The following is a 17,981-nucleotide window of genomic DNA, read 5'->3' as shown; positions in this document are numbered from 1 at the left end:
ATGAGCCGTTCCGCGCACCCCGCCGGGCCCCGCCACGCCGACGTCCTGCCCGAGGGGCACTACGCCCCGCCGCCCGCCGACCTCAACGCGCTCGACGAGAAGGTCTGGGCCCGGACCGTACGACGGAACCCCGACGGTGTCGTGGCGGTGGGCGGCATCCCCGTCACCACCCTCGCCCAGGAGTTCGGGACACCGGCCTACTTCCTCGACGAGGAGGACTTCCGGGCCCGGTGCCGGGCCTGGGCGCACGCCTTCGGGCCGGACGCCGACGTCTTCTACGCCGGGAAGGCGTTCCTCTCCAAGGCCGTCGTGAAGTGGCTGCAGGAAGAGGGGCTGAACCTCGACGTGTGTTCCGGCGGGGAGCTGGCCACCGCGCTCGCCGCCGGGATGCCCGCCGAGCGGATCGCCTTCCACGGCAACAACAAGTCCGTCGCGGAGATCACCCGGGCCGTCGAGGCCGGAGTCGGTCGCATCGTGCTCGACTCCTTCCAGGAGATCGCTCGAGTCGCGCACATCGCCCGTGAGTTCGGCGTACGCCAGCCCGTCCAGATCCGCGTGACCGTCGGCGTCGAGGCGCACACGCATGAGTTCATCGCGACCGCGCACGAGGACCAGAAGTTCGGCATCGCCGTCGCCGACGGTTCCGCGGCGGAGGCCGTCCGGCGCGCGCTCGGGCACGACAGCCTCGAGCTGCTCGGCGTCCACTCCCACATCGGCTCGCAGATCTTCGACATGGCCGGCTTCGAGGTCTCCGCCAAGCGGGTGGTCCGGCTGCTGGCCGCCGTACGCGACGAGCACGGCGTCGAGCTGCCCGAGATCGACCTCGGCGGCGGCCTCGGCATCGCGTACACGTCCTCCGACGACCCGCGCGAGCCCCACGAGATCGCCAAGGCCCTGCACGAGATCGTCGCCCGCGAGTGCGAGTCCGCCGGGCTGCGCGCGCCCCGCATCTCCGTCGAGCCCGGCCGGGCCATCGTCGGGCCCACCGCCTTCACGCTGTACGAGGTCGGCACGATCAAGCCGCTCGAGGGGCTGCGTACGTACGTCTCCGTCGACGGCGGCATGTCCGACAATATCCGCACCGCCCTCTACGACGCCGAGTACGCGGTCACCCTCGTCTCCCGCGTCTCGGACGCCGAGCCGATGCTCGTCCGCGTCGTCGGCAAGCACTGCGAGAGCGGTGACATCGTGGTGAAGGACGCCTTCCTGCCGGCCGATCTGGCCCCGGGGGACCTCCTCGCCGTACCCGCCACCGGGGCGTACTGCCGCTCCATGGCCAGCAACTACAACCACGCGCTGCGGCCGCCCGTCGTGGCCGTGCGCGACGGGGAGGCCCGAGTGATCGTCCGGCGCGAGACGGAGGAAGATCTCCTGCGTCTCGACCTCGGATGAACCGCATATTTCCGGGGGAAGCCCCCAGACCCCCAAAATAGGTGCCGATAGGTGTCTCACTCAATGGACCGAGGATGGAAAGTGCTGTCCATTGAGTGAGACTGGATGAGACCTGGCGCGCAACCCGCGCGCCGGGTGGTGATGGAAGATCGAAAGGCGTAGGTCGAATGATGCGTACGCGTCCGCTGAAGGTGGCGCTGCTGGGCTGTGGAGTGGTCGGCTCAGAGGTGGCGCGCATCATGACGACGCACGCCGACGATCTGACGGCCAGGATCGGCGCGCCCGTCGAGCTCGCCGGCGTGGCCGTGCGCCGTCCCTCCAAGGTGCGCGAGGGCATCGACCCGGCGCTGATCACCACCGATGCGACCGCCCTCCTCAAACGCGGCGACATCGACGTCGCCATCGAGGTCATCGGCGGCATCGAGCCCGCCCGCACCCTCATCACCACCGCCTTCGAGCACGGCATCTCCGTCGTCTCGGCGAACAAGGCGCTGCTCGCCCAGGACGGTGCCGCGCTGCACGCTGCGGCCGAGCAGCACGGGCTGGACCTGTACTACGAGGCCGCCGTCGCCGGCGCCATCCCGCTGGTCCGCCCGATGCGCGAGTCTCTCGCCGGCGACAAGATCAACCGGGTGATGGGCATCGTCAACGGCACGACGAACTTCATCCTCGACAAGATGGACTCCACCGGCGCCGGGTACCAGGAGGCGCTCGACGAGGCCACGGCCCTCGGGTACGCCGAGGCCGACCCGACCGCCGACGTCGAGGGCTACGACGCCGCCGCCAAGGCCGCGATCCTGGCCGGCATCGCCTTCCACACCCGGGTCCGCCTCGACGACGTGTACCGCGAGGGCATGACCGAGGTCAGCGCCGCGGACTTCGCCTCCGCCAAGCGCATGGGCTGCACCATCAAGCTCCTCGCGATCCTGGAGCGCGCCGCGGACGGGCAGTCCGTCACCGCTCGAGTGCACCCGGCGATGATCCCGCTCAGCCACCCGCTGGCGTCCGTCCGCGAGGCGTACAACGCCGTCTTCGTCGAGGCGGAGGCCGCCGGTCGGCTCATGTTCTACGGGCCCGGCGCGGGCGGTTCTCCGACCGCCTCGGCGGTCCTGGGCGACCTCGTCGCCGTCTGCCGCAACAAGCTCACCGAGGCAACGGGGCCCGGCGAGTCGGCGTACACCCAGCTGCCGGTCAGCCCCATGGGCGACGTCGTCACGCGGTACCACATCAGCCTCGATGTGGCCGACAAGCCGGGCGTCCTCGCCCAGGTGGCGACGACGTTCGCGGAGCACGGTGTGTCCATCGATACCGTACGACAGCAAGGACGTCCGGACGGGGTCGGCAACGAGGCCTCCCTCGTCGTCGTCACCCACCGCGCACCCGACGCCGCCCTCTCCGGGACCGTCGAGGCGCTGCGGAAGCTGGACACCGTGCGCGGTGTCGCCAGCATCATGCGTGTTGAAGGGGAGTAAGGACCCATGAGCAGCAATCGCACCCACCAGTGGCGCGGCATCATCGAGGAGTACCGGGACCGCCTGCCGGTAACGGACGCCACTCCCGTGGTCACGCTCCGCGAGGGCGGCACTCCCCTCGTCCCCGCGCAGGTGCTCTCCGAGCGCACCGGCTGCGAGGTGCACCTGAAGGTCGAGGGCGCGAACCCCACCGGTTCCTTCAAGGACCGCGGCATGACCATGGCCATCACCAAGGCCAAGGAGGACGGCGCCAAGGCCGTGATCTGCGCCTCCACGGGCAACACCTCGGCCTCCGCCGCCGCGTACGCGGTGCGCGCCGGCATGGTCTGCGCCGTCCTCGTGCCCCGCGGCAAGATCGCGCTCGGCAAGATGGGCCAGGCCCTCGTGCACGGCGCCAAGATCCTCCAGGTGGACGGCAACTTCGACGACTGCCTGGACCTGGCCCGCGCACTGTCCGACAACTACCCGGTCGCGCTGGTCAATTCCGTCAACCCGGTGCGCATCGAGGGCCAGAAGACCGCCGCGTTCGAGATCGTCGACGCGCTCGGCGACGCCCCCGACATCCATGTGCTGCCCGTCGGCAACGCCGGCAACATCACCGCGTACTGGAAGGGCTTCAAGGAGTACAAGGCCGACGGCCTGGCCTCCCGTACGCCCCGCGTGTGGGGTTTCCAGGCCTCCGGTTCCGCGCCCATCGTGCGCGGGGAGGTCGTCAAGGAGCCGCACACCATCGCGACCGCGATCCGCATCGGCAACCCGGCCTCGTGGGACTACGCGCTCGCCGCGCGCGACGAGTCGGGCGGCTTCATCGACGAGGTGACGGACCGCCAGATCCTGGCCGCCTACCGCCTGTTGGCCGCGCAGGAGGGCGTCTTCGTCGAGCCCGCCTCGGCCGCGTCCGTCGCCGGCCTGCTCAAGGCCGCCGAGCTGGGCCTGGTCGACCCCGGCCAGAGGATCGTATGCACCGTCACCGGAAACGGACTCAAGGACCCCGACTGGGCGGTCGCCGGCGCCCCGCAGCCGGTCACCATCCCGGTCGACGCGGAGGCCGCGGCCGTCCGCCTCGGCCTGGTCTGACCCGGTCCGACCCCGTGACAGCACCCTGAGTTGCCGGGTTCCCGGAAGGCCTCCGGAGCCCGGCAACTCAGGTCGTACGGCACAAAAGTCACGGCATTCAGCGGAATCCACCGGAAGACACCGACACGCATCGTGCGCCTCCTGTGCGCCCTATGTCGCGAGGGAACCTTCCTTCGATACGCTGTACTTACATCCGCCACCGCGCATATGACCGTGGTGCTGCCCAGAGGGCCTTCGGGTGTCGTACGTTCTCCAGTACATTCGCAGCGAGCCAGCGAAGATCTCGTCTCGCACAGTCACAAGGAGTGTCATCGGACGATGGCCGGTCCAGCGTTCCGCGCCGCCGCCGTACGGGTGCGCGTCCCCGCCAGCAGTGCCAACCTCGGCCCGGGCTTCGACGCCCTGGGCCTGGCCCTGGGGCTCTACGACGACGTAGTCGTCCGGGTGGCCGACTCCGGCCTGAACATCGACATCGCGGGCGAGGGTGCCGACAACCTCCCGCGGGACGAGAGCCACCTGCTCGTACGCTCCATGCGCACCGCCTTCGACCTGCTGGGCGGACAGCCGCGCGGCCTCGAGGTCGTCTGCGCCAACCGCATCCCGCACGGCCGCGGCCTCGGGTCCTCCTCGGCCGCCATCTGCGCCGGCATCGTCGCCGCCCGCGCCGTGACCATAGGCGGAGAGGCCAAGCTCGACGACGCGGCCCTGCTCGAACTCGCCACCGAGATCGAGGGCCACCCCGACAACGTCGCCGCCTGTCTCCTCGGCGGCTTCACCCTCGCCTGGATGGACGGCGGCAGCGCCAAGGCGATCCGTATGGAGCCCGCCGGTTCCATCGTTCCGGTGGTCTTCGTCCCCTCCAAGCCGGTCCTGACGGAGACCGCGCGCGGCCTGCTGCCGCGCAACGTCCCGCACGTGGACGCGGCCGCCAACGCAGGTCGTGCAGCCCTGCTCGTCGAAGCCCTGACCAGGCGTCCCGAGTTGCTGCTGCCGGCCACCGAAGACCGGCTCCACCAGGAGTACCGGTCCCCGGCGATGCCCGAGAGCGTGGCACTCGTCAACCGGCTGCGGGCGGACGGCATCCCCGCAGTCATCTCCGGCGCGGGCCCCACGGTCCTCGCGCTGGTCGACAACGGCGCGGCCGACAAGGTCGCGCAGCTCGCGGGCGAGGGATGGGCGGCGAACCGGCTCGCCCTCGACGCCGCGGGCGCGAGCGTACTTCCGCTGGGCACCCAGGGCGGCTAGGCCGTATGGGCATACCCGCCAGGGGCGGGCGGTCAGGGCAGGCCGCCCGCGCGGAAGGCGCGATTGCCGGTGATTGAGAGGGGGAATATCTGTTGGATCCGGTAGTGTTACTCTCAAGTGTGCAGCCGAAGCCGCCATGGCTCGGTGCTCAGTGTCCCCATCCGGGACCACCTTTCTTCCGGGAGCCTCCCCGACTGCTTTGATCACTTCCAGCAGTTTCGAGCACGCTCCGGAATCGGCGTGATATTCCCACGCTTCCAGCTCGGGGGCTTCTCGCCGGAACCACCCATGCACGTTTCTCTCCGCCGTATCTCTATCGGCGGACCACCGCCCCGGCTGCGGTCCATGACCCATCAGGTAATGGCCCGTTGTCGGACAGCACAACCGGTCGCCGAGCCAGACAGGCCGACGTCCGCTCCAGGGAAGGACCCTTCGTGAGCGACACCACCGATCTGATGGGCGCTGCCGACACCAACGTCGACACCAGTGCCCCCGCCGCGGGCGCCGCAACCAAGCGACGCCGCTCCGGCACCGGCCTTGACGGCATGGTCCTGGCCGAGCTGCAGCAGGTCGCGTCGGGCCTCGGTATCAGGGGCACCGCGCGGATGCGCAAGAGCCAGCTGATCGAGGTCATCAAGGAGGCGCAGGCGGGCAGTGGTGCCCCCAAGGCCGCGGCTCCCGCCGCAGACGCCGCCGAGGCCAAGCCGAAGCGCCGCGCCACCAGCAAGGCCCGTACGGGTGAGGCCGCCGCCGAGGCGCCCGCCGAGAAGTCTGCCGCGCAGGCGCAGATCGAGATCCCGGGCCAGCCGGCCGGGGGCCCCTCCCGCGCGAGCGAAGCCGAGCGTGGGGCAGACGACGCCCCGGCCGGCGAGCGCCGCCGCCGTCGGGCCACGGCCCCCTCCGGCAGCCCGGAGACCGCGGTCCCCGCCGCCGTGCAGGTCGAGGCGAAGGCCGAGACCGCCACCACCACGACCGCGCCGGCCGAGGTCAAGGCCGAGGCCGCGACCGCCGTCTCCGCGCCCGCCCAGGAGGGCGAGGGCCGCGGCAGGCGTGACCGCCGCGACCGCGGGGACCGTGCCGAGCGCGGCGACCGCCAGCGTGACCGCCGCGACCGCGGTGCCAAGGCCGACGAGCCGGGCCAGGGCGCCCCGGGCCAGGGCCAGGCCGGCCAGGGTCAGGGTGGCGGCCAGAGCGGCGGCCGTGCCGACCGTCAGGACCGCCAGCAGCAGGGCGACCGTCAGGACCGCCAGCAGCAGGGCGGCCGTCAGGACCGTCAGCAGCAGGGCCGTCAGGACCGCCAGGGCCCTCCGGACAACGGCCCGCAGGACGACTTCGACGGCGAGGACGGCCGTCGCGGCCGTCGTGGCCGCTACCGCGACCGCCGTGGCCGTCGTGGCCGCGACGAGTTCGCGCCGGCCGAGCCGCAGGTCGCCGACGACGACGTCCTGATCCCCGTCGCGGGCATCCTGGACATCCTCGACAACTACGCGTTCATCCGGACCTCGGGCTACCTGCCCGGCCCCAACGACGTGTACGTCTCCCTCGCCCAGGTCCGCAAGGCGGGTCTGCGCAAGGGCGACCACACCACCGGTGCCGTGCGCCAGCCCAAGGACGGCGAGCGCCGCGAGAAGTTCAACGCCCTTGTGCGACTGGACTCGGTGAACGGCATGGCGCCCGAATCCGGGCGCGGACGGCCGGAGTTCCAGAAGCTGACTCCGCTCTACCCGCAGGACCGGCTCCGTCTGGAGACCGACCCGGGCGTGCTGACCGGCCGGATCGTCGACCTGGTCGCACCGATCGGAAAGGGTCAGCGTGGTCTGATCGTCTCGCCGCCGAAGGCCGGCAAGACCATGATCATGCAGGCGATCGCCAACGCGATCACCACCAACAACCCCGAGTGCCACCTGATGGTCGTCCTGGTCGACGAGCGTCCGGAAGAGGTCACCGACATGCAGCGGTCGGTCAAGGGCGAGGTCATCTCCTCGACCTTCGACCGTCCGGCCGAGGACCACACCACCGTCGCCGAGCTGGCCATCGAGCGTGCCAAGCGTCTCGTCGAGCTGGGTCACGACGTGGTCGTCCTGCTGGACTCCATCACCCGCCTGGGCCGCGCGTACAACCTCGCGGCGCCCGCCTCCGGCCGCATCCTGTCCGGTGGTGTCGACTCGACCGCGCTGTACCCGCCGAAGCGCTTCTTCGGTGCCGCGCGCAACATCGAGGACGGCGGCTCGCTGACCATCCTGGCCACCGCGCTGGTCGACACCGGCTCGCGCATGGACGAGGTGATCTTCGAGGAGTTCAAGGGCACCGGCAACATGGAGCTCAAGCTCGACCGCAAGCTCGCCGACAAGCGCATCTTCCCGGCCGTCGACGTCGACGCGTCGGGCACGCGCAAGGAGGAGATCCTGCTCAACAGCGAGGAGCTCTCCATCACCTGGAAGCTGCGCCGGGTGCTGCACGCGCTCGACTCGCAGCAGGCCATCGAGCTCCTGCTCGACAAGATGAAGCAGACGAAGTCGAACGCCGAGTTCCTGATGCAGATCGCCAAGACGACCCCGTCGGGCAAGAACGACGACTGACCGTCGCCGCACCGCATCACCGAGGCCGCCCCCACCGCACACGCGGTGGGGGCGGTCCCGTGTTTTCGGCGTGTTTTCAGGCGTTTTCGGGCGTTTTTGCAGGTGCGAGCTTCGCCACACTCGCGGTTTTCGTGAACCTCGCAGCCGCGGCGTGCGTCCCCCCGGGAAACCGCAGGTGGGCGCGGTGTCGCGCCGCGCACCTCCTGTCCCGGCCGCCGCGGTGCACGTGGCAGGGGGCCCGCGTCGGCCGTGGAACCCTGGAGGGCATTCGGCCGTCTGTGTCAGAGGGCAGTGCAGGGAGGCCACTGGGGCGGGCATCCGGCCGGGAACGCATTCAGGACTGAGGAGAGCATGAGCGAGGACAGCAGGGGCAGCGGCGGGCGTGCCGCGGGCCGGCGCCGACGGAAACCCTCGAAGGGGCGCAAGGCCCTCGTCATCGCCGCGTGGAGCGCCGCCGGCGTGGTCCTCCTGGGCGGGGCGGGTCTCGGCTGGTTCTACTTCCACCTGAACGGGAACCTGAAGACGGTCGACATCGACCAGGCGCTCGGGACCGACCGCCCGCAGAACGTGGACAACGGCTCGATGGACATCCTCGTCCTCGGCTCCGACTCCCGCGGCGGCGCCAATTCCGAGTACGGCCGGGACGACGGCGGCTCGGCCCGCTCCGACACGGCGATGATCGTCCACCTCTACGAGGGCCACAAGCAGGCCACCGTCGTCTCGATCCCGCGCGACACCATGGTCAACCGGCCGCCGTGCACGCTGGGTAACGGCAAGACCGACCGCGGCAGCTCGCGCTCGCAGTTCAACGAGTCGTTCACCATCGGCGGGGCCGCCTGCGCGGTCAAGACCGTCGAGAAGATGTCGGGGATCCGCATGGACCACTACATCGAGGTCGACTTCACGGGCTTCAAGAAGATCATCGACAACCTCGGCGGCGTCCAGCTCACCACCACCAAGCCCATCAAGGACGACGGGAGCCACCTCGACCTCCCGGCCGGCCCCAACAAGCTGAACGGCGAGCAGGCCCTGGGCCTCGTACGGACCCGCAAGAGCGTCGGCGACGGCAGCGACCTGGGCCGAATACAACTCCAGCAGGCGTTCATGAAGGCCCTGATCAAGCAGGTCAGGGGCATCGGCATCTTCGACAACCCGAAGCGGCTGCTCGACCTCGCCGACACCGGCACCAAGGCGCTCACCACCGACAAGTCGCTCGGCGACGTGAAGTCCCTCATGGGCTTCGCCCAGAGCCTCCAGGGCATCGACGCCCAGAACATGAAGATGATCACGCTGCCGGTGACGGTGGACGCGCGCGACACCGACCGCGTCGCCCCGCTCACCAAGGAGTCCCAGATGGTCTGGAGCGCCCTCCTGGCCGACCAGCCGGTCCCCGCCGAGGCCACCGCCAACTCGATGGGCGACAAGGGAACGGCCGGCGGGATCGTCCAGCAGCCGTAAAAGGCCTGCTCAGGGGCGTCCTGCAACAAGCCGGAATAGATGCCGCTCCCGCCCCGTTGAGGGAGGCGTCCTCAGAATTTTGACAGGCAGCCCGGTCCTGGCAGACTGGTCTGTCGGCCCCGGTTCACGCAGTGCGCAATTCGGCTCCTGCGACCCGGCGCCCTCCCGAATCTAGGAGACACCTTGAAGCGCGATGTTCACCCCGAGTACGTCGAGACCCAGGTCAGCTGCACCTGTGGCGCGTCGTTCACCACCCGTAGCACCCTGACCGAGGGCACCATCCGTGCCGAGGTCTGCTCCGAGTGCCACCCGTTCTACACGGGCAAGCAGAAGATCCTCGACACCGGTGGCCGTGTCGCCCGCTTCGAGGCCCGCTTCGGCAAGGCTGCCGGCTCGAAGTAGCGAGCCCCCGGCGCCGGACCCCGGCTGCACCCTGTCCACACGGGGGCAGCCGGACCGGCGCCTTTGTCGTCCCGCAGCCCTTTTTCGTACTTTTCACCCCAGGAGCCCCCGATGTTCGAGGCGGTCGAGGAACTGATCGGCGAGCACGCCGATCTTGAGAAGAAGCTCGCCGACCCTTCGGTCCACTCGGATCAGGCCAACGCGCGCAAGCTCAACAAGCGCTATGCGGAGCTGACCCCGATCGTCGCGACCTTCCGTGCCTGGAAGCAGTCCGCCGAGGACATCGAGACGGCGAAGGAGTTCGCGGCCGACGACCCGGACTTCATTGCCGAGGTGAAGGAACTGAGCGCGCAGCGCGAGGAGCTCACCGAGAAGCTCCGCCTGCTGCTCGTCCCGCGCGACCCCAGCGACGACAAGGACGTGCTCCTGGAGATCAAGGCGGGCGCGGGCGGCGACGAGTCCGCCCTGTTCGCCGGCGACCTGCTGCGCATGTACCTGCGCTACGCAGAGCGCGTGGGCTGGAAGACCGAGATCATCGACTCCACCGAGTCCGAGCTCGGCGGCTACAAGGACGTCCAGGTCTCCGTCCGCACCAAGGGCGGCAACGGTGCCACCGAGCCCGGCCAGGGCGTCTGGGCCCGCATGAAGTACGAGGGCGGCGTGCACCGCGTCCAGCGTGTTCCGGCCACCGAGTCCCAGGGCCGCATCCACACCTCCGCCGCCGGCGTGCTCGTCACCCCGGAGGCCGAGGAGGTCGAGGTCGAAGTCAACATGAACGACCTCCGCATCGACGTGTACCGCTCGTCGGGCCCCGGCGGCCAGTCCGTCAACACCACCGACTCGGCCGTGCGCATCACGCACGTCCCGACCGGTGTGGTCGCCTCCTGCCAGAACGAGAAGAGCCAGCTCCAGAACAAGGAGCAGGCGATGCGCATCCTCCGGTCGCGCCTGCTGGCCGCGGCCCAGGAGGCCGCCGAGCAGGAGGCCTCCGACGTGCGCCGCAGCCAGGTGCGCTCGGTCGACCGCTCCGAGAAGATCCGTACGTACAACTTCCCGGAAAACCGGATCTCGGACCACCGGACCGGATTCAAGGCGTACAACTTGGACCAGGTGCTCGACGGCGACCTCGATTCGATGATCCAGGCCTGCGTCGATGCGGACTCGGCCGCCAAGCTGGCGTCCGCGCACTGATCCCCGCCTGACCTGCTCCACCCCCGCACCACCCCCGTACGACAGCAGCCCGGAGGACCAGCGTGAACTTGCTGCTTGCCGAGGTGGCCCAGGCCACCCAGCGGCTGGCCGCCGCCGGCGTGCCCTCACCGCGCTTCGACGCGGAGGAGCTCGCGGCCTTCGTGCACGGCGTCAAGCGGGGGGAACTGCACCACGTCAAGGACGCGGACTTCGACGCCCGCTACTGGGAGGCCGTCGCCCGCCGCGAGGCGCGCGAGCCGCTCCAGCACATCACCGGCCGCGCCTTCTTCCGGTACCTGGAGCTCCAGGTCGGGCCCGGGGTCTTCGTGCCCCGGCCCGAGACCGAGTCGGTCGTGGACTGGGCCATACACGCCGTCCGGGCGATGGACGTCGTCGAGCCGCTGATCGTGGACCTGTGCACCGGGTCCGGCGCCATCGCGCTGGCCATGGCGCAGGAGGTGCCGCGCTCGCGCGTGCACGCGGTCGAGCTGTCCGAGGAAGCCCTGCGGTGGACCCGCAAGAACGCCGAGGGCTCCCGGGTCACCGTCCACCAGGGCGACGCGCTGAGCGCGCTGCCCGAGCTGGACGGCCAGGTCGACCTGGTGATCTCGAACCCGCCGTACATCCCGCTCACCGAGTGGGAGTACGTGGCCCCCGAGGCCCGCGACCACGACCCGGAGATGGCCCTCTTCTCCGGCGAGGACGGCCTCGACACCATCCGCGGCATCGAGCGCACCGCGCACCGGCTGCTGCGGCCCGGCGGCATCGTCGTCATCGAGCACGCCGACACCCAGGGCGGCCAGGTCCCGTGGATCTTCGCGGAGGAGCGCGGCTGGGCCGACGCCGCCGACCATCCCGACCTGAACAACCGCCCGCGCTTCGCCACCGCCCGCAAGGCCCTGCCGTGACGGGCGCGACCCACCCCTCCACCCCCCTGCTGCACGAGGAGTCCCGCTGATGGCCCGGCGATACGACTGCAACGACGCGACGGACCGCAAGACGGGTCTGCGTGAAGCCGCATCCGCCGTGCGCCGCGGCGAGCTTGTCGTGCTGCCCACCGACACCCTCTACGGGATCGGCGCGGACGCCTTCAGCGCAGAGGCCGTCGGTGACCTGCTCGCCGCCAAGGGGCGCGGCCGCAACATGCCGACCCCCGTGCTCATCGGCTCCCCGAACACCCTGCACGGCCTCGTCACGGACTTCTCCGAGCAGGCCTGGGAGCTCGTCGACGCCTTCTGGCCGGGCGCGCTGACGCTGGTCGCCAAGCACCAGCCCTCGCTCGCCTGGGACCTGGGGGAGACCCGCGGCACCGTGGCCGTGCGCATGCCGCTGCACCCCGTCGCCATCGAGCTGCTCACCGAGGTCGGCCCGATGGCCGTGTCCTCGGCGAACCTGTCCGGGCACCCGGCGCCGGAGGACTGCGACGCGGCGCGCGAGATGCTGGGCGACTCCGTGTCCGTGTACCTGGACGGCGGTCCGACGCCCGGGATCCAGCCGTCGTCGATCGTCGACGTCACCGGGAAGGTTCCCGTCCTGCTGCGCGAGGGGGCGCTGACCGCCGAGCAGCTGCGGGAGGTCGTACCCGACCTCGAGGTGGCCCCGTGAGCCCTCAGGGGCGTGGCATAGCAAGCGGGCACACCTCCGGCGGCAGCCACGGCTGGGGGGACTCCCACCCGGCGGCGGCCGGAGGGGGCATCTTCCGCATCCTCCACGTCAGCACCGGCAACGTGTGCCGCTCGCCCATCACCGAGCGGCTGACCCGGCATGCGCTGGCGCACCGGCTGGGGGGCATCCCGGCGAGCGACCTGATCGTGGAGAGCGCGGGGACCTGGGGCCACGAGGGTGCCCCGATGGAGGCGAACGCGGCGGCCGTGCTCGCGGACTTCGGTGCGGACGCCTCCGGTTTCACCGGGCGGGAGCTCCTCGACGAGCACGTCATACGCGCCGACCTGGTGCTGACCGCTACGCGCGACCACCGTGCGCAGGTCATCTCGATGGGGCACTCGGCGGGGCTGCGGACGTTCACGCTGAAGGAGTTCACGCGGCTGGTGCGGGCCATAGATCCGGCCACGCTGCCGCCGCTGGACGACGGTGTCGCCGAGCGGGCCCGTGCCCTGGTGCGGGCTGCGGCCGCGCTTCGCGGGTGGCTGCTGGCGCCTTCGCCCGACGCGGACGAGGTGTACGACCCGTACGGGGCGCCGATCACCTTCTTCCGCTCGATCGGCGACGAGATCAACCAGGCGCTCGACCCGGTGGTCACGGCCCTGACGGGCGTCACGGCCCGGCGCTGACGGGCATCTCCGCAGGGCGGGATCAGGGACCCGGGCCTAGAGTGGGCCTATCCGGGACCGGCCACTGGGAGTCGCCATGAGCGTCATCACCCCGCCCACGGACCTGCTGCGGCAGCAGGATCCGCAGATGGCCGATGTGCTCGCAGGGGAGGCGCAGCGCCAGGCCACCACCTTGCAGCTGAGCGCCGCCGAGAACTTCACCTCGCCCGCCGTGCTCGCAGCGCTCGGCTCGGCGCTCGCCAACAAGTACGCCGAGGGTTATCCCGGCCACCGGTACCACGGCGGCTGCGAGTACGCCGACCTCGCCGAAGGGCTGGCCGTCGAGCGGGCCCGCGCGCTGTTCGGGGTCGAGCACGCCAACGTGCAGCCGCATTCCGGTTCCGCCGCCGTGCTGGCCGCGTACGCCGCTCTGCTGCGGCCCGGGGACACGGTGCTGGCGATGGGGCTCGCGTACGGCGGGCACCTCACCCACGGTTCGCCGGCCAACTTCTCCGGACGCTGGTTCGACTTCGTCGGGTACGGCGTCGACGCCGAGAGCGGCCTCATCGACTACCGGCAGGTGCAGGAGCTGGCACGGGCGCACCGGCCCAAGGCGATCGTCTGCGGGTCGATCTCCTACTCGCGGCACCCGGAGTACTCGGTGTTCCGGGAGATCGCCGACGAGGTCGGGGCCTACCTCATCGCGGACGCCGCCCATCCGATCGGGCTCGTCGCCGGCGGGGCCGCGCCCAGCCCCGTCCCGTACGCCGACATCGTCTGCGCGACGACCCACAAGGTGCTGCGCGGCCCGCGCGGCGGGATGGTCCTGTGCGGCGCCGAGTTCGGCGAGCGGATCGACCGGGCGGTGTTCCCCTTCACCCAGGGCGGCGCCCAGATGCACACCATCGCCGCGAAGGCGGTGGCCTTCGGCGAGGCCGCGGCGCCCGCGTTCACCACGTACGCCCATCGGGTCGTGGCCAATGCCCGGGTGCTGGCCGATGCGCTCGCGGCCAACGGCTTCGCGGTGACGACGGGCGGCACCGACACCCATCTGATCACTGCCGACCCGGCCCCGCTCGGCATCGACGGTGCGACCGCCCGCGGCCGGCTCGCCGCCGGCGGGATCGTGCTGGACACCTGCGCCCTTCCGTACGGGGACCAGCGCGGCATCCGGCTCGGTACGGCGGCCGTCACCACCCAGGGCATGCGGGAGCCCGAGATGGCCCGGATCGCCGCCCTGTTCACCGCCGCACTGCACCCGGAACGGGCGAACCCCCGCGCGGAAGTGGCCGAGCTGACGCGCGGATTTCCCCCGTACGGGGTGTAAGGCGGACAAACAGGGCGTACCGCAACCGGGATACCGCCCCCTCGCGTCCTCGGTGAGGGGTACATCGCAGCTAATGTGTGGGGCTGAGATGGCCGGCGATACATCTGGGGCAGCCCGTGCGTGAATATCTGCTGACGCTTTGCGTCACGGTCGCGGTGACCTACCTGCTCACCGGGCCCGTGCGGAAGTTCGCGATCGCGGCCGGTGCAATGCCGGAGATCCGCGCCCGCGACGTGCACCGCGAGCCCACTCCGCGGCTCGGCGGCATCGCCATGTTCGGCGGACTGTGCGCGGGGCTGCTGGTCGCCGACCACCTGCGCAGCCTCAACGGCGTCTTCGAGCTGTCGAACGAACCGCGGGCGCTGCTCTCCGGAGCCGCCCTGATCTGGCTGATCGGCGTGCTCGACGACAAGTTCGAGATCGACGCCCTGATCAAGCTCGGCGCGCAGATGATCGCCGCCGGTGTGATGGTCATGCAGGGCCTGACCATGCTGTGGATCCCCGTCCCGGGCATCGGGACGGTCGCGCTGACCCAGTGGCAGGGCAATCTGCTCACCGTCGCCCTCGTCGTGATCACCATCAACGCGGTGAACTTCGTGGACGGGCTCGACGGCCTGGCCGCCGGCATGGTCTGCATCGCCGCCGCGGCGTTCTTCCTCTACTCGTACCGGATCTGGTTCGGCTACGGGATCGAGGCGGCCGCGCCCGCGACCCTCTTCGCCGCGATCCTGATGGGCATGTGCCTCGGCTTCCTGCCGCACAACATGCATCCGGCCCGGATCTTCATGGGCGATTCCGGATCGATGCTCATCGGCCTGGTGCTGGCGGCCTCCGCGATCTCGATCACCGGACAGGTGGACCCGGACACCATGGCGCTGTTCGCCGGCGGTGAGCGCAACGCGACGCACGCGATGCTCCCGGTCTTCATTCCGCTTCTGCTCCCGCTGACGATCATCGCGATCCCGATGGCGGACCTGGTCCTGGCCATCGTGCGGCGTACGTGGAAGGGCCAGTCGCCCTTCGCGGCCGACCGCGGGCACCTGCACCACCGGCTGCTGGAACTCGGGCATTCGCACAGCCGCGCGGTGATGATCATGTACTTCTGGTCGGGGCTGATCGCCTTCGGCGCGGTGGCCTATTCGGTGCACTCCGCCTCGATGTGGATCGTGCTCGCCATCGTCGCGCTGAGTGCGGTGGGCCTGATCCTGCTGCTCCTGCCGCGCTTCACCCCGCGCGCCCCGCGGTGGGCCGAGGGTCTGGTCCCGCCGCGCTACCGGCACGCGGAGCGCGCCGCCGAGGCGGCCGCGCAGGATGCCTCGGGCCGCGAGCCGGAGCCGGCCAGGCCCGTCAGGGTCGGCGTCTCGGGCGTCAACGGAGCGACCGCGGTAGGCCCCCGTTCGCGCTTCCCCGACCGGCGTAAGGCGGAGTCGACGCGCTGACGGCCGCAGCACATGTCCGACATGGAACGCCTTTACCACACACAACGACGACTTGTCGCGCACACACGGGCGGGTTAGCTCTCATGTGTGACAGTCAGCACACTCCGCAGGTAAAGCTCTCATCAAATAGTTTGTGATACCGTTCACTAAACCCGGCGACAGAGCCGAAGGACCGTAGTGCGACGGCCCATCGGCCCGAGGTTCGATCTCGGACCGGGCTTACGCTCGTCCCGTACGAGTCCCGTATACCCCCACCACCACGCGGAGCCATGCGCCATGCTGTCCGATGACGCCCGATCCCTTCTGCACACCGCGGTACCCACTGCTGCCGCCGGCGCCATCGCCGCAATCGTCAGCGGTGTCGTCGCGGGCGGCGAGGGGGCGATCGGGGCTGTCATTGCGACTCTGGTCGTGATTCTTTTCATGGGGATCGGCTTCGTCGTCCTGCAACGCACGGCGCGATCGCTGCCGCATCTGTTTCAGATGATGGGTCTTGCCCTGTACACGACCCAGATTCTGCTGCTCTTCGTCTTCGTCGCCGTCTTCCGAGACACGACGTTGTTCAACCCCAAGGCATTCGCGATCACACTCGTCGCAGCGACGCTTGTCTGGATCGCTGCGCAGACGCGCGCGCACATGAAGGCCAAGATCCTTTACGTCGAGCCCGAAGCCGCCAAGGGTGACAAGGGTGAGAAGCCCGAAAACACGGGGTCCTCGTCGTGAACGGTAGGGGCGGAATAAGTGCTCGTTCGAGATCCTGCTATCGTCCGGTGCCAACTGCGGCATCGCGGGCGCAGGCATCTGAGCTGACGCCTGCTCAATCGCGAGGCTCTATGCCTGCAAGCCGCCCCCACATCCGTAAGACCAGTCCCGTGCCGAACCGCGGCTGCGCGCCGCGCCGACACAACGAGGTTGCCGTACCTATGCGCCACGCTGAAGGAGCCCGCGGTGAGTGCTGACCCGACGCAGGTGCTCGCCTTCGAGACCGATTGCCACATCTTCGACGGCTGTGGCTTCCCGGCTCCTGGCCTGCACTCGTTCCTGTTCCAGCCGATCTTCGGCGACGCGAACAGCAGCGTCTACTTCAACAAGACGATGCTGCTCGCCCTGCTCGGGAGCGTCGTCATCGTCGGATTCTTCTGGGCGGCATTCCGCAAGCCGAAGGTGGTTCCCGGAAAGCTCCAGATGGTCGGCGAAGCCGGCTACGACTTCGTGCGCCGCGGCATCGTCTACGAGACCCTGGGCAAGAAGGAAGGCGAGAAGTACGTCCCCTTCATGGTGGCGACCTTCTTCTTCGTCTGGATGATGAACCTCTGGTCGATCATCCCGCTCGCCCAGTTCCCGGTGACCGCGGTCATCGCGTACCCGGCCGCCCTGGCCCTCGTCATCTACTTCATGTGGATGTCGGTCACGTTCAAGCGCCACGGGTTCGTCGGCGGTCTCAAGAACCTCACGGGCTACGACAAGTCGCTCGGCGGGATCCTGCCGCTGGTCATGCTCATCGAGTTCTTCTCGAACGTGATCGTCCGTCCGTTCACGCACGCGGTCCGTCTGTTCGCGAACATGTTCGCCGGTCACACCCTGCTGCTGCTCTTCACGGTCGCCAGCTGGTACCTGCTGAACGGCATCGGCATCGCCTACGCGAGTGTGTCGTTCGTGATGGTCATCGTCATGACCGCGTTCGAGCTCTTCATCCAGGCTGTCCAGGCCTACGTCTTCGTGCTGCTGGCCTGCAGCTTCATCCAGGGCGCTGTCGCCGAGCACCACTGACCGCCCACCCCCAAACCATCAGACGTCCGGTGGCCAACCCCCACCGGTCCATGAAAGAGAAGGAAGAACCGGCATGTCCGCTCTCGCGCAGACCCTCGCCGCTGGCGTCGAAATCAAGGGCAACCTCGGCTCGATCGGCTACGGCCTCGCCGCCATTGGCCCCGGCGTCGGCGTCGGCATCATCTTCGGTAACGGTACGACGGCCCTGGCCCGCCAGCCCGAGGCCGCCGGCCTGATCCGCGCCAACCAGATCCTCGGTTTCGCCTTCTGTGAGGCGCTCGCCCTCATCGGTCTGGTCATGCCGTTCGTCTACCCGACCAGCTGATCCGGTAGCGAACAGACCCTTTAGACGGAAGGCA

At 69.9% G+C, this 17,981-nt stretch carries 16 protein-coding genes; all 16 read left to right on the top strand.

The genetic code is table 11. From position 1 onward, the window contains the following. The 16 genes from lysA (at position 1) to AB0M76_RS09925 (ending at position 17,947) form a co-directional block, all read left to right on the top strand. Positions 1-1,392 (top strand): diaminopimelate decarboxylase, encoded by a 1,392-nt coding sequence (gene lysA, locus AB0M76_RS10000; protein WP_365952416.1) that lies wholly within the window; start codon positions 1-3, stop codon positions 1,390-1,392. Between the two features lie 167 nt (positions 1,393-1,559). Further along, positions 1,560-2,864, top strand: a complete 1,305-nt coding sequence (locus tag AB0M76_RS09995; protein WP_365952415.1) for a homoserine dehydrogenase — start codon at positions 1,560-1,562, stop codon at positions 2,862-2,864. A 6-nt stretch (positions 2,865-2,870) separates the two neighbouring features. Then, a complete protein-coding gene (gene thrC, locus AB0M76_RS09990) occupies positions 2,871-3,941 on the top strand; it encodes a threonine synthase (protein WP_266663703.1) in 1,071 nt (356 codons plus the stop codon). A gap of 318 nt (positions 3,942-4,259) precedes the next feature. After that, entirely contained in the window at positions 4,260-5,186 is a 927-nt protein-coding gene (gene thrB / locus AB0M76_RS09985) for a homoserine kinase (protein ID WP_365952414.1), read from the top strand. 434 nt (positions 5,187-5,620) lie between these two features. Further along, positions 5,621-7,765 carry a transcription termination factor Rho gene (gene rho, locus AB0M76_RS09980; protein ID WP_365952413.1) on the top strand — a complete coding sequence of 715 codons (2,145 nt, stop codon included), beginning with the start codon at positions 5,621-5,623 and terminating at the stop codon, positions 7,763-7,765. Positions 7,766-8,116: 351 nt separating this feature from the next. Continuing rightward, positions 8,117-9,223, top strand: a complete 1,107-nt coding sequence (locus AB0M76_RS09975) for an LCP family protein (RefSeq protein WP_365952412.1) — start codon at positions 8,117-8,119, stop codon at positions 9,221-9,223. 183 nt (positions 9,224-9,406) lie between these two features. Then, a complete protein-coding gene (gene rpmE, locus AB0M76_RS09970; RefSeq protein WP_030153765.1) occupies positions 9,407-9,625 on the top strand; it encodes a 50S ribosomal protein L31 in 219 nt (72 codons plus the stop codon). 111 nt (positions 9,626-9,736) lie between these two features. Then, positions 9,737-10,816 (top strand): peptide chain release factor 1, encoded by a 1,080-nt coding sequence (gene prfA / locus AB0M76_RS09965; protein ID WP_365952411.1) that lies wholly within the window; start codon positions 9,737-9,739, stop codon positions 10,814-10,816. A 62-nt stretch (positions 10,817-10,878) separates the two neighbouring features. After that, complete coding sequence (gene prmC / locus AB0M76_RS09960; RefSeq protein WP_054224694.1) at positions 10,879-11,724, top strand: peptide chain release factor N(5)-glutamine methyltransferase; 846 nt, start codon at positions 10,879-10,881, stop codon at positions 11,722-11,724. Between the two features lie 49 nt (positions 11,725-11,773). Next, complete coding sequence (locus AB0M76_RS09955) at positions 11,774-12,421, top strand: L-threonylcarbamoyladenylate synthase (RefSeq protein WP_008738155.1); 648 nt, start codon at positions 11,774-11,776, stop codon at positions 12,419-12,421. Beyond that, positions 12,418-13,107 (top strand): protein-tyrosine-phosphatase, encoded by a 690-nt coding sequence (locus AB0M76_RS09950; protein ID WP_365952410.1) that lies wholly within the window; start codon positions 12,418-12,420, stop codon positions 13,105-13,107. The genes AB0M76_RS09955 and AB0M76_RS09950 overlap by 4 nt, the downstream gene beginning before the upstream one ends. 76 nt (positions 13,108-13,183) lie before the next feature. Then, positions 13,184-14,413, top strand: a complete 1,230-nt coding sequence (glyA, locus tag AB0M76_RS09945; protein WP_365952409.1) for a serine hydroxymethyltransferase — start codon at positions 13,184-13,186, stop codon at positions 14,411-14,413. A 116-nt stretch (positions 14,414-14,529) separates the two neighbouring features. Then, positions 14,530-15,852, top strand: a complete 1,323-nt coding sequence (locus tag AB0M76_RS09940) for an MraY family glycosyltransferase (RefSeq protein ID WP_365952408.1) — start codon at positions 14,530-14,532, stop codon at positions 15,850-15,852. Positions 15,853-16,128: 276 nt separating this feature from the next. Further along, positions 16,129-16,575, top strand: a complete 447-nt coding sequence (locus AB0M76_RS09935; RefSeq protein WP_365952407.1) for a hypothetical protein — start codon at positions 16,129-16,131, stop codon at positions 16,573-16,575. A gap of 210 nt (positions 16,576-16,785) precedes the next feature. Further along, positions 16,786-17,622, top strand: coding sequence for a F0F1 ATP synthase subunit A (gene atpB, locus AB0M76_RS09930; RefSeq protein WP_365952748.1), 837 nt, complete (start codon positions 16,786-16,788; stop codon positions 17,620-17,622). Positions 17,623-17,695: 73 nt separating this feature from the next. After that, on the top strand, positions 17,696-17,947 hold the full coding sequence (locus tag AB0M76_RS09925; RefSeq protein WP_365952406.1) for a F0F1 ATP synthase subunit C: 252 nt from the start codon (positions 17,696-17,698) through the stop codon (positions 17,945-17,947). The last annotated feature ends 34 nt before the right edge of the window (positions 17,948-17,981 follow it).

The organism is Streptomyces sp. NPDC051364 (assembly GCF_040682115.1).
In the GTDB taxonomy this organism is placed as follows: domain Bacteria; phylum Actinomycetota; class Actinomycetes; order Streptomycetales; family Streptomycetaceae; genus Streptomyces.
This window is presented reverse-complemented; position numbering and strand designations above follow the sequence as displayed.

Coding starts and splice junctions, on each gene's coding strand:
- glyA (WP_365952409.1), top strand. CDS start 13,184: ATGAGCGTCATCACCCCGCCCACGGACCTGCTGCGGCAGCAGGATCCG.
- lysA (WP_365952416.1), top strand. CDS start 1: ATGAGCCGTTCCGCGCACCCCGCCGGGCCCCGCCACGCCGACGTCCTG.
- AB0M76_RS09935 (WP_365952407.1), top strand. CDS start 16,129: ATGCTGTCCGATGACGCCCGATCCCTTCTGCACACCGCGGTACCCACT.
- thrC (WP_266663703.1), top strand. CDS start 2,871: ATGAGCAGCAATCGCACCCACCAGTGGCGCGGCATCATCGAGGAGTAC.
- prfA (WP_365952411.1), top strand. CDS start 9,737: ATGTTCGAGGCGGTCGAGGAACTGATCGGCGAGCACGCCGATCTTGAG.
- AB0M76_RS09925 (WP_365952406.1), top strand. CDS start 17,696: ATGTCCGCTCTCGCGCAGACCCTCGCCGCTGGCGTCGAAATCAAGGGC.
- AB0M76_RS09995 (WP_365952415.1), top strand. CDS start 1,560: ATGATGCGTACGCGTCCGCTGAAGGTGGCGCTGCTGGGCTGTGGAGTG.
- thrB (WP_365952414.1), top strand. CDS start 4,260: ATGGCCGGTCCAGCGTTCCGCGCCGCCGCCGTACGGGTGCGCGTCCCC.
- AB0M76_RS09975 (WP_365952412.1), top strand. CDS start 8,117: ATGAGCGAGGACAGCAGGGGCAGCGGCGGGCGTGCCGCGGGCCGGCGC.
- AB0M76_RS09955 (WP_008738155.1), top strand. CDS start 11,774: ATGGCCCGGCGATACGACTGCAACGACGCGACGGACCGCAAGACGGGT.